Below are 15,200 nucleotides of genomic sequence, written 5' to 3'. Positions count from 1 at the left end.
GCCGTTTTTTTATGCCTGCAACATGCAGCGGTAAACCTGCCTGGGTGTTATTTAGACCACGGCATAATCGGCACCGCGCTGAGCGCGTTTTTCGGCGAGCCGTTGACGACTTTGTCCGAATAGGTCAGATAAACCAGCGCATTGCGTTTGGCGTCGTAAAAGCGCACCACCTGCAGCTTTTTGAACACCAGAGAGGTGCGTTTCTGGAAAACCACTTCCCCCTGCGCCTTGCCGCTTTTGACTTTTTCGCTTAATTCAACAGGCCCCACCTGCTGGCAGGAGATAGCCGCATCGGAAGTGTCTTCCGCCAGACCCAGCCCACCTTTGATACCGCCAGTCTTAGCGCGACTAATGTAACAGGTCACATTTTGTACATCCGGATCGTCGAACGCTTCAACCACAATCTTGTGATCCGGGCCAAAGACTTTAAAAACGGTATCCACAGAGCCAATCTGCTCCGCGCTGGCGACACCGCTGCCTGCCAGCATCAGCAGCGCACACGAAATTAATTTCTTGTATTTCATATTGTTACCATGTTTGAAAATGATTTCGGATTATTCCTTACGATACGTGCAGAATATGTATATAGATCACTCATTTATAAACTTAATCATTGTTGGTCATTAAAATTGACTATTTTGGACAAAAAAAACCCTCAATGCGCCAACATCAAAAAATGCTATTATCCGCTACCCTACTAAGAGGCACCCGCACACGCGTATATGGATGAGGATATTATATGGATCAGGCTGGCATAATTCGCGATCTTCTGAGCTGGATCGAAGATCATCTCGATCAGCCTTTGTCACTGGATAATGTTGCCGCGAAGGCCGGCTACTCCAAGTGGCATCTGCAGCGAATGTTTAAGGACGTTACAGGTCATGCGATCGGTGCCTATATCCGCGCGCGCCGTCTGTCAAAGTCAGCGGTAGCGCTACGCCTTACGGCCCGCCCCATTCTCGATATCGCTCTGCAATATCGTTTTGACTCCCAGCAAACCTTCACCCGCGCCTTTAAAAAACAGTTTACCGCAACGCCTGCGCTGTATCGTCGGGCGCCAGACTGGAACTCTTTCGGCATGCGCCCGCCGCTGCGCCTTGGCGAATTCAAAATGCCGAAGCATGAGTTTGTCACCCTGCCGGACATGCATCTGATGGGGATCACCCAGAGCTACACCTGCAAGCTGGAAGAGATTTCCGCTTATCGCCAGCAGATGCGGGCCCAGTTCTGGCGTGAATTTCTCGGCAATGCGCCCTCTTTACCGGCAGAGATGTACGGCCTGCACGAACCGCGCCCGAGCCACGATAAAGATGACGAGCAGGAGATCTTCTTCACCACCGCCCTCACTGCGGAAATGATGAATGGCTACGTGCAGCACGCGCAGCCGATCGCGGTAGACGGCGGCGATTATGTGATGTTCAGCTATGAAGGCCTCACCAGCGGGCTGCAGGAGTTTATCCTGACCGTTTACGGTACCTGCATGCCGATGCTGGGCCTCATCCGCCGCAAGGGCAAGGATATTGAGCGCTTCTATCCGCAGCAGGAGACCCGCGTCAGTGAAGGATCGCTCAAGCTGCGCTGCGACTATATGATCCCGGTTCGCCGCTAGCGCTGAATCTCATCCAGAGCAGGGGCGTCCAGATGTGAGACATCCCCTGCCGTCTCCACCACCCAGCCTGGCGCCAGCCACGGGCTCTGCTGATAATCCACTCGCGAAATTGAACAGTTGCGTAGCCGCAGGCGGCGTTCGGCGTAGGCCGGCAGCCCGAGGATAGTGCTGACCAGACAACCCAGCGCAATACCGTGGCTCACCAGCAGCGGGCGGCTGCCTTCCGGCAATTCGAGGCAGTCGTGCAGCGCGGCGCGCACGCGATCCCCCAGCTCCTGCATCGACTCCCCTTCGGGGATGCGCCCATCCGGCGTGCCGTCAACCAGCCGGCGGCGCCAGCCTTCTTCTTCCGGCGTCAGGGAGTCCACCAGCCGCCGCTCCAGCACGCCCATATCAAGCTCGCGCAGGCGCGGATCGAGAATGACGTCGCAGCCGCAGGCTGCGGCAATGTAGCCCGCGGTCTGGCGGGTGCGCCCGAGATCGCTGGCGATAATATGCGTGATGCCCAGCGCGCGAACGCGCTCGCCGACCTGCTGAGCCTGACGCTCGCCCTGTTCAGTCAGCGGGCTGTCGGACTGCCCCTGGATGCGTCGTTCAGCGTTCCACAGCGTTTCGCCGTGGCGAACTAGGTATACCTGTAACATGCTCATTATCCGTTATACTGCGGTGATTATTTTTTGCCGTAAGGGTTCTGATTATGCATCAGATTGTCTCAGCTACCAGCAATCCCGCCAAAATTCAGGCGATTCTGCAGGCTTTCAGCCAGATCTTCGGCGAAGGATCCTGCCATATTGACGCCATTTCCGTCGAGAGCGGCGTGCCGGAACAGCCGTTCGGCAGCGACGAAACCCGGGCCGGGGCGCGCAACCGCATCGCCAACGCCCGCAGGCTTCGCCCGGACGCCGATTTTTGGGTGGCGATTGAAGCTGGCATCGACGACGGCAGCACTTTCAGCTGGGTCGCGATTGAAAGCCGCGAACAGCGCGCCGAGGCCCGCTCGGCGACGCTGCCCCTGCCGGAGGTGATCCTGGAGAAGGTGCGCGCCGGCGAGGCGCTGGGGCCGGTGATGTCGCGCTATAGCGGCATTGACAACATCGGAACAAAAGAGGGGGCCATTGGCATCTTCACCAATGGCGCGCTGACCCGCACCAGCGTTTATCACCAGGCGGTGCTGCTGGCGCTGAGTCCGTTTCACAACCCGATCTACCGCTGAGTTTCCCGCAGGGCCTGCTCCAGCCACTGGCGCAGTTCCGGCGGCGCAGACTTCAGGCTGTTGGATCCCCGGGTAATCGTAGCAATCCCCGCACCGAGGGTGTTTTTCAGCTCGCGCTGGCTCAGCTCTCCCCGCAGCAGCTCCTCAATAATGCGCACCCGGGTGCCCAGCGCCTCGCGCTCGTCGGGCGTCATCATCAGGTTTAGCAGAGGCAGCTGGTGATCGGCCTCATAGGCCTGGCGCAGCAGCTCCACAAAGCGGAGCCACTCTTCGTTGCGCTGCTCGGCAACCTCGGCTGAATAGGGGGATTGTTGGGTCATGTTATGCCACCGTGTTGGGGCGGATGGCGCGGGCCATCCGCCGGATGTACTCTTTAGCGAGTACAAGCATAGCATACTCCCGAAGGATCAGTAACGCTGCTGCCACTCGGCGTCAGTCAGCACGTTCGGTTTTTCTCCCATGAAGTAGCGATAGTACGCGTCATAAGCCAGCACGTTCTTTACGTAGCCGCGGGTTTCCGCGAAGGGAATACTCTCCACGAAAGCGACGGCGCCAATGCGCCCGGCGCTGTTCCTCTGCCAGGTGCGCACCCGGCCCGGCCCGGCGTTATACGCCGCGGAAGCATAGAGGCGGTTATTACCAAACTGCTGCGACACATACTGCAGATAGCGAGTGCCGATGCTGATATTGGTGTCGGGATCGAGCAGCTGGCTCTGGCTGTTATAGCCCGGGAGATTAAACATCTTCACCGTGTGGGTAGCCGTGCCGGGCATGATCTGCATCAGCCCGGACGCGCCTGCCGGAGAGCGGGCCTTGGGATTCCACGCGCTCTCCTGGCGGGCAATCGCCATCGCGTAGCTCTGGCTGATGTCTGCCTCGCCGGTGTAGCGGGCAAACAGATTTTTGTACGCCAGCGGGAAGCGCTCCTGCAGGTTGTCCCACAGCTTGCCGGCAATGGTCGCCTGCACGCTGAGATCCCACCAGTCGCGATCGTAGGCATATTTTGCCAGTTGCCCCTGCTCGGCGCGGCTGCGGCCGCTCACCAGGCTGGTCCACTCCCCGCGAGCGGTGTTGTCCTGGTTCCAGTACATCAGCTCCTGCACCCGCGCCATCTGCGGGCCGCTAATCAGATCGGACGGCGCAGAACCCTCCACTGTATCAACGCGGATTGGATACGCCTCCCCCAGCCGCTGGGCGGCGACCATCGGATAGAATCCGCGCGCCTGCATTAACTGGCGAAGGATGGCTTTCCCCTCGTCTTCCCGGCCGCTGTCCATCAGCAAATCCGCCTGCCAGTAGCGCCATTCATCCTTCTCTTTCGCCTCCATCGGCAGGCGCGCCAGCCAGGTATTGAGCCCGCGCCGGTCGCCGGCGCCGAGCGCCATGCGGATCCGCCGCTCCACCAGTGCGGTCGAACCGGAACGCATAATCGCGTCGTCGCGCCAGCGCGCCTGCTCGTCGGTCACCTCCGCGCCCATCAGCTGCCAGACCACGATATCGCGCAGCGCCTGAGTTTGTTCTTCATTGAGCTGCTGGGCCCGGGCCAGCATCGGGATCAGCGCCCGGGCGTTCTCCACGTCCTGACGCGCCACGCGGCTGAAGGCGATCGCCGCCATCTGGCGGGTAAAATCGGTGGCGCCGGTATTCTGCGCAAACGTCAGCACGCCTGCGGGATTGGCGGCCAGGCTCAGCACCTGCCCGGAAATCGTCTGATAGTCAGCGGGCATCTGCCCCGCCAGCGCGTTCACCAGTCGGATATTGCCGGCTTTCATCGCCAGCCGGATACGCTCGAGGTACGCCAGCGGATCCTGCTCACCGGACGCGCGCCAGGCGCCAAACAACTTATCGCAGGCGGATGGCCGGTTAGCGCCGGTTAGCCACAGGTCTTTCGCCCCCGCCCAGGCCGCCTGAGTATCGCCCGCCTGATATTTGGCGTAGTAGTAATTACACTGGGCCTGCGCCGTGCCCGGCTTTTGCGGACTAAACGCAAGCAGACCCGGCCAGTCTTCGCGACGGGCGAGCTCATTTACAAAGCGATTTTGCAGCGTTCGCGTGGACGGTAGCGTCGGATTGTCGCGAACAAAAGCAGCGACTGCCTCAGCAGGCTCGCTGCTCAAATCGCTGGTCAGCTCGCGGTATTGTAGATAGGGATAGAGCGGATAGGCTTTCAGGGTCGGCATCAGCTGGCTGACAACGTCCATCTGATTGCTATCCCACGCCTGTTTAATCTGCGCGTAGCGGCTACGCTGTTCGTCCAGCGAATCGGCGACAGCCGCGCTGCTTACCGTAAACAGACAGACGGCGGCAGCCAGATAACGCCACGTCGCGGGGGTTGCTTTTTCCACAAGCGCTCCTTTAATAAAGTACATCAGTGCAGCATCATGCCGCGGTTGAAAGCGGGCTGTGCTAACGCCCCTGCTGAAGGAGGAAGGTTAGCGCAACACGCGCGGAGTCATGCTATCAGACAACCTAAATTGCGCGTCGTTGCCCGGTTTTTCGTCTTTCTTACGCCGCCGTCGCCTGGCTGGGATTCGGATGTGAAAAAGGCTACACTTCGTCTTTGACAACCTATCCGCACAATAAAAGAGGCGAAGTCCAACGTGGCTCAATTCGTTTATACCATGCATCGCGTCGGCAAAGTGGTCCCGCCGAAGCGTCATATTCTGAAAAATATTTCTCTTAGCTTCTTTCCTGGCGCCAAAATTGGCGTGCTCGGCCTCAACGGCGCCGGTAAATCTACTCTGCTAAAAATCATGGCCGGTATCGATACCGATATCGAAGGTGAAGCGCGTCCGCAGGCCGGCATCAAAATTGGCTACCTGCCGCAGGAGCCGAAGCTTAACCCGGAGCACACCGTGCGCGAGTCCGTTGAAGAGGCGGTGGCGGAAGTGGTTAACGCTCTGAAAGGGCTCGACGAAGTGTACGCGCTGTACGCCGAGCCGGACGCGGACTTCGACAAGCTCGCCGCCCAGCAGGGGAAATATGAAGAGATTATCCAGGCGCACGACGGCCACAACCTGAACGTGCAGCTGGAGCGCGCCGCCGATGCGCTGCGCCTGCCGGACTGGGACGCGAAAATCGCTAATCTCTCCGGGGGCGAACGCCGCCGCGTAGCGCTGTGCCGCCTGCTGCTGGAAAAGCCGGACATGCTGCTGCTCGACGAACCGACCAACCATCTGGACGCCGAGTCCGTTGCCTGGCTGGAACGCTTCCTGCACGACTTCGAAGGCACCGTGGTGGCAATTACCCACGACCGCTACTTCCTCGACAACGTCGCCGGCTGGATCCTGGAGCTGGACCGCGGCGAGGGCATTCCGTGGGAAGGCAACTACTCCTCCTGGCTGGAGCAGAAAGACCAGCGCCTGGCGCAGGAAGCCTCTGCGGAAGCGGCACGCCGCAAGTCCATTGAGAAAGAGCTGGAGTGGGTCCGTCAGGGCGCGAAAGGCCGCCAGTCCAAGGGCAAAGCCCGCCTGGCGCGTTTCGAAGAACTTAACAGCACCGAATATCAGAAGCGTAACGAAACCAACGAACTGTTTATTCCACCGGGACCGCGTCTCGGGGATAAAGTGGTGGAAGTGCAGAACCTGCGCAAATCCTACGGCGATCGCCTGCTGATCGACGACCTGAGCTTCTCGGTGCCGAAAGGCGCAATCGTCGGCATTATCGGCCCTAACGGTGCCGGTAAATCCACCCTGTTCCGCATGATGTCAGGGCAGGAACAGCCGGACAGCGGCACAATCACCCTTGGTGATACTGTGAAGCTGGCCTCCGTCGATCAGTTCCGCGACGCGATGGACAACAGCAAAACCGTGTGGGAAGAAGTCTCCGGCGGGCTGGATATCATGAAAATCGGCAACACCGAGATGCCGAGCCGCGCCTACGTGGGCCGCTTCAACTTCAAAGGCACCGATCAGGGCAAGCGCGTCGGGGAACTCTCCGGCGGCGAGCGCGGTCGTCTGCACCTGGCGAAGCTGCTGCAGGTCGGCGGCAACATGCTGCTGCTCGATGAACCGACCAACGACCTGGATATCGAAACCCTGCGCGCGCTGGAAAACGCCCTGCTGGAGTTCCCGGGCTGCGCGATGGTTATCTCGCACGACCGCTGGTTCCTGGACCGTATCGCTACCCACATCCTCGACTATCAGGACGAAGGGAAAGTGGAGTTCTTCGAAGGTAACTTTACCGAATACGAAGAGTACAAAAAGCGCACGCTGGGCGCCGACGCGCTGGAGCCAAAGCGCATCAAGTACAAGCGTATCGCCAAGTAAAGCCACTGCAATGCCTCCCGTTCGGGAGGCATTTTATTCTTCTGCATATCCTGAATAAAAAACAAGATGCCTCGCTAATAGTGAAATCACTCCTTTTCCTGCTGAATGATAAAATGTCCGAATCCTGACCTGTAGATAATAAACGTCTCGCGTATAATCTGTCTCGCCGCAGTAATAAACTGCATCTAATAATCAAGGAGTGATTATGCATAATAATGAACAAATTATTAGTTATTTGCAGGCTAATAATATACTTGCATTAAAGCTGGATCGCGCTCTGGCCGGCATCGGAAAAACCGTCTCAACTCAGATTGACACTATCGGTGCAGGAGCAACCCGTGGGCTTTATTACACTTCATGCCTGACTGAGGAATATAAAGATGTATGTCGCAAGCAACGAAACGAAGACATTCGATTTGCTAAAGGAATCTATCATCTTTTGCAAAATGGAAATATTACATATGAAATGCTACGAATCTATTTTGAGGAAGTTTTCAGAAATAAAACAAGTGAACAATTAGAACACATAAAAAAAATGCTTATGGCGGTAAATATTCATATTGCCGCGAGCTCACTAACTAATATTGGTTTTGCTTTAGCAACGGCATCATACGTTGCTATTGGCACGAACCTCAGTCTTGAGATTAGTGCCCTGGCAGGTAAATGGGCTACCAGGGGTATCGCATCTGTTGGTTTTTACGGTGTTGTACAGAAAGCTGCAGATTGCGCATATCGCCTTCAGATTACATATCCTGCTTACTATTCCGCACTATATTCCCACGAGCTGGAAATGATGTATTTCCTTATTGCACCATTATTTGAGCGTGCAGCTGCGCATAAGGCTCCATGGGCATCGGAGAGTGAACTTGCCAATATCATTACCAGGATGATTCAATAATGATGATGACCCCAATCCGGCGATTTTTGAGGAGAGTATTTCGGTCGTTATTTTCAATGTACGGCCCTGCACTCCTCACCGTATTATTTGCAGTTTTTTTCTTTCAGCTGTTCCCGGAAGGGCCGCTGTGGGCAGTACCGCTATTTCTTATCTTTTTACTGGTTATATTTCATCGTTACGTTAAATGGTAATACCCACACCCACCTGAAACACATTTATCCCCGTCATACTTGCAGGCAGCCTGAAGTAAGACGGAGATAAAACCCGCCTCAGTGATTCTCCCCCATCATCTCCTTCACCAGCTCCACGCAGCGCAGGAAACGGCCGTCGTAGTCGGACTCTAAAACGTGCACAAACTCGACGTTGTTCTTGTGCAGCATCTCCACCAGCATTCCCTGAAACTCTTTGCGGTCTACCGAGCTGCCGAGGCTGCGCAGGCCGTCCGCCACCCAGGGCGTGTTGTTCTCCAGCAGGATCACCAGGTCAAAGCGGTATTCGTCCACCAGTGCCTGTACAAACGGGTGCTCGCGGCCCTCGTATTTTTTGCAAAATGCCTGAGTAGTCACAAAATCGGTGTCGATAAACGCCACTTTATTAGCGTATTTCACCGCAAAATCAATGTATTGTGCCTGGCCGAGGGCGATTTTGTCATAGTCAGAGTACTGCAGCGCCATTTCATCCCCGCCAAGGTGCGAGAAGACATAGTCCCGGCCGTACTCCCAGGCGCTGGTGGTATTGAAAATATTGGCAAGCTTGTTAACCAGAGTTGATTTCCCGCTGGATTCGCCGCCGAGAATCGCCACCGTGCGCACGAAGAAAGGCTTCACCTCCGTCGGAATATAGTCCCAGTAGCGGAACGGGTTTTCGCGGATCTGCGCCCCGCTAATGCTCATAAAAGTCCGTTTGGGATCGATAAGCACCGTCTCGATACCGAGATGTTCCAGGTACTGCGGCGCGTCCGCCTCTTCAGAGGTATAAATCCAGTCAGCCTCAATGCCCTTCTCTTCCATCAGCGCCTTGACGCCGTTGCTCCAGACGTCCCAGCCGTGCGGGTACGGCTCCATCCCCTCTTCATTAAAGGCGTGAATGCGGATGTTCTTCTGGTACTTAAAGGTCTGCAGCAGCCAGCGCAGGCGATCCGATACCGTCGGCTGCTGGGACATAGCGCTGTCCTCAAACAGCGCCCGGTCGCGCTTGTCGTCGTAGCCCATAATGATATGCAGCTCGTCCACCTGGCTGCAGGCGCGCTGAATGAGATAGATGTGCCCGGTATGCAGCGGGTAGAACTTGCCGAACACCACGCCAACGCTCTTTTCCCGGCGTGGAAATTCGAGGCCGAGAAAGCGGTGCAGCGACTCCAGCTTCTGGGCGCTGGGACTTTTAATTTTCGCGTTCAGCAGCTGACTCAAATACCCTTTGGTCATTCCGCTGGCGTCGGCCACCTGCTGCAGCGTACATCCCTTTTGGCGAATCGCGGTTTTGATATAGTCGAAAGATGACAAAGACGCCTCCTGCTGATGGTTCTGCCCGACCGCGCCCGCGGCGGCCGGGTCTTAAATACAGCGACTTACCGATTATAAGTCGTCAAAGACGTTAAGCGCATCCGTCAGTTTTTTAACCCCGAAGACCTGCATCCCCTCGGGCGGTTTTTTCGGCACGTTGGCGGCGGGGACAATAGCCCGGCGAAAGCCGTGCTTCGCTGCTTCGGAGATACGTTCCTGACCGCTCGGCACCGGGCGGATCTCGCCGGAAAGGCCTACCTCGCCGAACACCACCAGATCCTGGGGCAGCGGACGATCCCGCAGGCTGGAGACCATCGCCAGCATCAGCGCCAGATCGGCGCTGGTTTCGGTGACTTTGACGCCGCCCACGACGTTCACGAACACATCCTGATCCGCCATCTGCAGCCCGCCGTGGCGGTGCAGCACCGCCAGCAGGATCGCCAGCCGGTTCTGCTCCAGCCCCACCGCCACGCGGCGCGGGTTGGACATCATCGACTGATCCACCAGCGCCTGGATCTCGACCAGCAGCGGGCGGGTACCTTCCCAGACCACCATCACCGAGCTGCCGGAAGTGACCTCATCGCCACGGCTGAGAAAGATAGCCGACGGATTGCTCACTTCCCGCAGTCCCTGCTCGGTCATGGCAAATACCCCAAGCTCGTTCACCGCGCCAAAACGGTTTTTATGGCTGCGCAGGGTGCGAAAACGCGAGTCGGCATCACCGTCCAGCAGCACCGAGCAGTCAATGCAGTGCTCCAGCACTTTCGGCCCCGCCAGCGAGCCGTCTTTCGTCACGTGGCCGACCATGACGATGGCGACGCCGCGGGTCTTGGCAAAGCGGGTCAGATAGGCGGCCGTTTCCCTCACCTGCGCCACGCTGCCCGGCGAGGACTGGATATCCGCCATGTGCATCACCTGGATAGAGTCGATAACCATCAGCTTCGGCTCCTCCTCCCCGGCGATGTGGCAAATTTGCTCGATGCTGGTTTCCGACAGCATATTCAGGTTGCCGGTGGGCAGCCCCAGGCGATGGGCGCGCATCGCCACCTGCTGGAGCGACTCCTCGCCGGTGACGTACAGGGTCTTCATCTGCTCGGCCAGCTTGCACAGCGTCTGCAGCAGCAGCGTGGATTTCCCGGCGCCGGGGTTACCGCCAATGAGAATGGCGCTGCCCGGCACGACGCCGCCGCCCAGCACACGATCGAACTCTTTAAAGCCGGTTGAGAAACGCGGCAGCTCTTCGAGGCTAATCTCGGAGAGCTTTTGCACTTTTGAGACGCCAGCGCTGCCGGCGTAGCCGCTCAGGCGCTCGTTGCGCGCCACGGTTGGCGATGCGGCGATGCGCATCTCGGTGATGGTGTTCCAGGCATGGCAGGCGCTGCACTGCCCCTGCCAGCGCGGGTAGTCCGCGCCGCATTCATTACAGACAAATGCGCGTTTTGCTGCTTTCGCCACGGTTTACTCCTGATTAAGACTCCCTGACAGAATACAAAATACGCCCATCAGGTCGGCGTGACGGATAGTGACCTCCGTCTGCTCATTTACTTTTGGCTTAGCATGATAGGCGATGCCCAGCCCGGCCGCCTTGATCATCGGCAGATCGTTAGCGCCGTCGCCGATAGCAACCGTCTGGACGGCGGGGATGTCATACTCTTCCGCCAGCCGCCGCAGGGTCATCGCCTTGTATTTGGCATCAACAATATCGCCGGTCACGTGGCCGGTCAGCCTGCCGTCGCGAATTTCAAGCTCGTTAGCCACTGCCGCCGTAAGGCGCAGCCTGTCCCGCAGATAGTCTGCGAAGAAGGTAAAGCCGCCGGAGGCGATAGCCACTTTCCAGCCGAGGGTTTCCAGCTTCAGCACCAGCTGTACCAGGCCCGGCATCAGCGGCAGCGTATCGCGCACCTGGCGCAGAATATCAGCATCGGCCCCTTCGAGGGTACCGACGCGCTGGCGCAGGCTGGCGGTAAAGTCCAGCTCGCCGCGCATCGCGCGCTCGGTAACTTCCGCCACCAGCTCGCCGGTCCCCGCCAGTTTCGCGATTTCATCAATGCACTCGATCTGGATAGCCGTCGAGTCCATATCCATCACCAGCAGGCCCGGCGTGCGCAGGTGCGGCACTTTGCCGAGCGGCGCCACATCGAGCCCGGCGGCGTGCGCCAGCCGCGTTGCGCGCGTCGTCAGTGAGCCCGCAAGGCGGATCACCTGATAATCCTCCACACACCAGGAGGCCACAATCACCATCGCCGCGCCCAGCCGATTCTGGTAGTCGGTCAGGCGCTGCTTATTCAGCTGGCGGCCGTACAGCAGCCAGCCGCTGCGCCCGGCGTGGTAATCCAGCGGCATCACTTCATCACCGCTAAGGGAGAGCGGCAGTCCAGGCCACATAGAGACATCGTCGGGCAGGTCGCACCAGGTCAGACTGTTTGGCATTACGGCTCCAGAAATGCAGATTCACGGCAGGAAAATAACGCATGAGGCTACCTTGTCGCCAGCGCTTCTGGCAACAGTAAACTGCAAAATGTTCGGCCCGCGCCGCAGGCTTGCATCAGGCGTCAATCGCCCGTCCTGCTTACGCTTTAAGGATCAATCGATTACGCGCAGCGGCATAAAAGAGGCTGCAGTTGCCAGCAGAAAACGGCTTTGAGGGGGGGATGCGCGTGCTCTCGTACCTTTACCTACAGCAGCACGTGCTCAATGCTATTGTATTATTTTCACATTGGTTACTTCTCTGTCGGCGTATTTAGTCCATTCTTTTCTTATTTTCTCTGCCAAACCAATCAAATAATCCATATTATTTTTATTTTTTTCATCTATATCATTAAGAATAAATGTTTTGCTTACGTCTATGTGCGAGTTTGGATAAAAGTTAGGTATTAATACATCAATGCAGTATATCCCATTTGATTCCAATAAGATAAAATCACCTTGCCGACTTACTATTTTTTTGGCTTCAATCATAAACATCTCCTGTTAAATAGTCACAAACCTTATAATCAATACCTTTTTCAAGATTTTTTTGTCGATATTACAGCTTCGAAATCACCATTTGATAATTTCTCACCGGGTAGCCACAAAGGTTCTGTGTCTCTTGCTCCAAATTCCTTTCCTGTTGGAATTCCAGGGCTGTAACGTGTCATCGGCTCCAGCCGAGGCGCGGGAAATGACAAGGGGAAATTCATTTACGCCGGTATTACTTAGGGTGAATAGGTTCATTATGTGGTTCCGGAAGGCGTCCGAAACCGTCACGCAGTAGTTTTGGGGAGTGTAGTCAGGCATCATATATTCCCGCTGTTTCTAAGTCCGTTTCAGCATAGCAGAGAAAATATACAGATAAAAGGTACCTAATATTCCCAGGACCGTATATCTGCGAAGGGAATAGGAATTACAACAACAGGCCCTTCTTTTTTCTAATTTTCAGACATCGTAGTTTTATGCAGTTTATGCGAACCATTACACAAATAAACATGCAAACAAAAACCGAGTTGCAATATCAAACTTAAAGAGAACAGTAGAACACAGCTTATGAACAAACTAACTAAAACAATCGATTAACGTTACGTCATTACACTATTCAATAACCAGCGCAGCACCCAAAGTCTTTTTCCATCCATTCTTAACAGAATTATTGACATGTTTTAGTTAACCCAATAAGTTAGGTTCTTCGCATAATACCGACATTGTAATAACGGCGCAGCGGCCAGGGCGATGGTTTTACTTAAACACCACGACCAATTTCGCCTCTCGCAGAACTGCACTTTTAATGGATTAATGAAAATACCGTACCGAATATGGATATTATCGGCACTACCCGAAAATACGCGTTTTATTTAGCGGCATGGTTAACTGCGCTGCTGCCCGCATTGAGCCTTAGCGGCTGCGACAGCGCACTGCCGGAAGTTTATCAGGGCTACGCCGAGGGCGATTTTGTTTATATCGCCCCGGAAACCGCCGGCAGGCTTGTCGCCCTGGAGGTCAAAAAAGGCGAGCAGGTGGAGGCGGGTCAGGCGCTGGCGCGCCTCGATAGCGACAGCCAGCACAGGCAGGTGGCGGTTGAAGAGAGCCATCTGCAGGCGGAGCTGGCCACGCTGGCGGATTTACGCAAAGGCCAGCGCAGGCCGGAGCTTAACAGCGCCGATGCGCGCATCGCTCAGGCGCGGCAGGACGCGAAAATAGCGGCGTCAAAGCTGGAGCGCTATAAAAAAATCCGCGCGCGGGACTACCTCTCCGAGTTTGAACTTCAGCAGGCGCAGGCCGAAAGCCGGCAAAAGCAGGCGCGGGTCAGCGAGCTTATCTCCCAGCGGGAAAGCAGTGCCCTCCCCTCCCGCCAGGACCAGATCCTCGCCCAGCAGGCGCGGGTTGACGCCGCCCGGGAAGCGCTGGAGCAGCGCCAGATTGATCTCAACAAGCGCACGCTTGTTGCGGCGGCACCCGCCGTGGTCTATGACGTTATCTCCCACCCGGGCGAAGTGATTACCCCCGGGCAGCCCGTGCTCTCTCTTCTGCCGCAGGACGCGCTTAAAATCCGCTTTTTTGTTCCCGCGCGCCGGCTCAACAGCGTCGCCGTCGGGCAGAAAGTCAGTCTTCTGCCCGACGGACTCAGCGCGCCGCTGGCGGCAGAGGTTAACTTTATCTCACCGAAAGCCGAATACGCGCCGCCGGTTATTTACAGCCGGCAGCAGCGCGAGCGGCTGATGTTTATGGTGGAAGCGGTGCCGCTGGTCCCCTCCCCGGCGCTTAAGCCCGGCCTGCCCGTGGAGGTAAAGCTGTGATGGATTACGCGATTGCGCTGGAGCGGGTGAGTAAATCCTTCGGCAAGCGGCAGGTAGTAAGGGACCTCAGCCTCAACGTTCGCCGCGGGAAAATCACCGGCTTCCTGGGCCCAAACGGCAGCGGCAAAACCACCTCAATGCGGATAATGGGCGGGCTGCTGAAGCCCGATAGCGGCGGCGGTTCCTGCTTTGGCTACAATATCCGCAGCCAGCGCGGCCGCATCAAGCCGCTGGTCGGCTTTATGACCCAGAAGTTCTCGCTGTGGGAACCCCTGACGGTGCGGGAAAATCTGCTGTTTCTCGCCCGGCTGCACGCCATTGCCGACCCGCAGCGGCGGGTGTCGCAGCTGCTTGAGGCATTCAGCCTGACCGGCTTTGCCGACGCGCTCGCCGCCCACCTCTCCGGCGGCTGGCAGCAGCGCGTCTCGCTGGCGGCCTGCATGCTGCACAGCCCGCAGCTCATCTTGCTGGATGAACCCACCGCCGGGGTCGATCCGCACGCCCGGCGCGAGTTCTGGCGCGTGCTGCACGCGCTCGCACAGCAGGGCATCACGATTCTGGTCAGCACCCACTTCATGGACGAGGCGGAGCGCTGCCATGAACTGGCGTGGATCGCCGGCGGCAGCCTGTTGGCCTCCGGCACGGCAGATACCATTATTGCGGCGCAGGGACTTGCCACCTGGGCTATTCGCGGCCCGGCGCTGAGCGACATTGAATATCGCCTGAGCCTGAGTCAGAGCGTGGAGCAGACCAGCATTTACAGCAACACCCTGTACATTACCTGCCCGCAGAGCAGCCCGGTTGAAAGCCTGCTGGGCGGGCTGCCGCGCAGCTACCGCATTGAGAAAGCCGCCACCTCGCTGGAGGATGCCTTTGCCCACCTGATGAAAAAGGGTCCGCTGCCGTGAAGGGATTAAAACAGCGCTGCGGGCGGGTTCTGG

Annotated in this window: 15 protein-coding genes; 7 read left to right on the top strand and 8 right to left on the bottom strand. The window is 57.3% G+C overall.

Annotation, left to right across the window (positions count from 1 at the left end; all coding sequences use genetic code 11):
• Positions 1–47: 47 nt before the first annotated feature.
• Positions 48–524: a protein CreA gene (gene creA, locus QZ766_RS19250; RefSeq protein WP_297206050.1), complete on the bottom strand. Its 477-nt coding sequence runs from the start codon at positions 522–524 to the stop codon at positions 48–50.
• A gap of 215 nt (positions 525–739) precedes the next feature.
• Here creA and robA point away from each other — a divergent pair, with 215 nt between their 5' ends.
• On the top strand, positions 740–1,609 hold the full coding sequence (gene robA, locus QZ766_RS19245; RefSeq protein ID WP_297206049.1) for an MDR efflux pump AcrAB transcriptional activator RobA: 870 nt from the start codon (positions 740–742) through the stop codon (positions 1,607–1,609).
• On the opposite strand, the gene gpmB is transcribed toward robA, so the two are convergent.
• Positions 1,606–2,253, bottom strand: a complete 648-nt coding sequence (gene gpmB / locus QZ766_RS19240; RefSeq protein WP_297206046.1) for a 2,3-diphosphoglycerate-dependent phosphoglycerate mutase GpmB — start codon at positions 2,251–2,253, stop codon at positions 1,606–1,608. The two genes, robA and gpmB, sit on opposite strands and share 4 nt — an antisense overlap.
• Positions 2,254–2,306: 53 nt before the next feature.
• On the opposite strand from gpmB, the gene yjjX reads away from it, so the two are divergent.
• Positions 2,307–2,822: an inosine/xanthosine triphosphatase gene (gene yjjX, locus QZ766_RS19235; protein WP_297206043.1), complete on the top strand. Its 516-nt coding sequence runs from the start codon at positions 2,307–2,309 to the stop codon at positions 2,820–2,822.
• Here the strand turns inward: yjjX and trpR are convergent.
• Positions 2,813–3,142, bottom strand: coding sequence for a trp operon repressor (gene trpR, locus QZ766_RS19230; RefSeq protein WP_297206041.1), 330 nt, complete (start codon positions 3,140–3,142; stop codon positions 2,813–2,815). The genes yjjX and trpR overlap by 10 nt on opposite strands.
• Positions 3,143–3,229: 87 nt before the next feature.
• Positions 3,230–5,167 carry a murein transglycosylase gene (gene sltY / locus QZ766_RS19225; protein ID WP_297206038.1) on the bottom strand — a complete coding sequence of 646 codons (1,938 nt, stop codon included), beginning with the start codon at positions 5,165–5,167 and terminating at the stop codon, positions 3,230–3,232.
• Positions 5,168–5,422: 255 nt separating this feature from the next.
• Here sltY and ettA point away from each other — a divergent pair, with 255 nt between their 5' ends.
• The 3 genes from ettA (at position 5,423) to QZ766_RS19210 (ending at position 8,179) form a co-directional block, all read left to right on the top strand.
• Entirely contained in the window at positions 5,423–7,090 is a 1,668-nt protein-coding gene (gene ettA / locus QZ766_RS19220) for an energy-dependent translational throttle protein EttA (RefSeq protein ID WP_297206036.1), read from the top strand.
• Between the two features lie 205 nt (positions 7,091–7,295).
• Positions 7,296–7,988: a hypothetical protein gene (locus QZ766_RS19215; protein ID WP_297206033.1), complete on the top strand. Its 693-nt coding sequence runs from the start codon at positions 7,296–7,298 to the stop codon at positions 7,986–7,988.
• A 2-nt stretch (positions 7,989–7,990) separates the two neighbouring features.
• Positions 7,991–8,179, top strand: a complete 189-nt coding sequence (locus QZ766_RS19210) for a hypothetical protein (RefSeq protein ID WP_297206479.1) — start codon at positions 7,991–7,993, stop codon at positions 8,177–8,179.
• A 78-nt stretch (positions 8,180–8,257) separates the two neighbouring features.
• Here QZ766_RS19210 and nadR read toward each other — a convergent pair whose 3' ends face one another.
• From nadR to QZ766_RS19190, 4 genes are all read right to left on the bottom strand, one after another.
• The gene (gene nadR, locus QZ766_RS19205) at positions 8,258–9,490 is read right to left on the bottom strand and encodes a multifunctional transcriptional regulator/nicotinamide-nucleotide adenylyltransferase/ribosylnicotinamide kinase NadR (RefSeq protein WP_297206030.1); all 1,233 of its coding nucleotides are present in this window, start codon (positions 9,488–9,490) and stop codon (positions 8,258–8,260) included.
• Between the two features lie 72 nt (positions 9,491–9,562).
• Positions 9,563–10,945, bottom strand: coding sequence for a DNA repair protein RadA (gene radA, locus QZ766_RS19200; protein WP_297206026.1), 1,383 nt, complete (start codon positions 10,943–10,945; stop codon positions 9,563–9,565).
• 3 nt (positions 10,946–10,948) lie between these two features.
• Complete coding sequence (serB, locus tag QZ766_RS19195; RefSeq protein ID WP_297206024.1) at positions 10,949–11,920, bottom strand: phosphoserine phosphatase; 972 nt, start codon at positions 11,918–11,920, stop codon at positions 10,949–10,951.
• A gap of 267 nt (positions 11,921–12,187) precedes the next feature.
• The gene (locus QZ766_RS19190) at positions 12,188–12,448 is read right to left on the bottom strand and encodes a hypothetical protein (RefSeq protein ID WP_297206021.1); all 261 of its coding nucleotides are present in this window, start codon (positions 12,446–12,448) and stop codon (positions 12,188–12,190) included.
• Positions 12,449–13,278: 830 nt separating this feature from the next.
• Here QZ766_RS19190 and QZ766_RS19185 point away from each other — a divergent pair.
• Both QZ766_RS19185 and QZ766_RS19180 read left to right on the top strand, forming a co-directional pair.
• Positions 13,279–14,259 (top strand): HlyD family efflux transporter periplasmic adaptor subunit, encoded by a 981-nt coding sequence (locus QZ766_RS19185; protein WP_297206018.1) that lies wholly within the window; start codon positions 13,279–13,281, stop codon positions 14,257–14,259.
• Complete coding sequence (locus tag QZ766_RS19180; protein ID WP_366509454.1) at positions 14,256–15,167, top strand: ABC transporter ATP-binding protein; 912 nt, start codon at positions 14,256–14,258, stop codon at positions 15,165–15,167. Before QZ766_RS19185 ends, QZ766_RS19180 begins: the two co-directional genes overlap by 4 nt.
• Positions 15,168–15,200 lie beyond the last annotated feature (33 nt).

Source organism: uncultured Pluralibacter sp., from assembly GCF_913775985.1.
Lineage (GTDB): Bacteria > Pseudomonadota > Gammaproteobacteria > Enterobacterales > Enterobacteriaceae > Pluralibacter.
The sequence above is the reverse complement of the archived record's forward strand: the minus strand, read 5'-3'. Positions and strand labels throughout refer to the sequence as shown.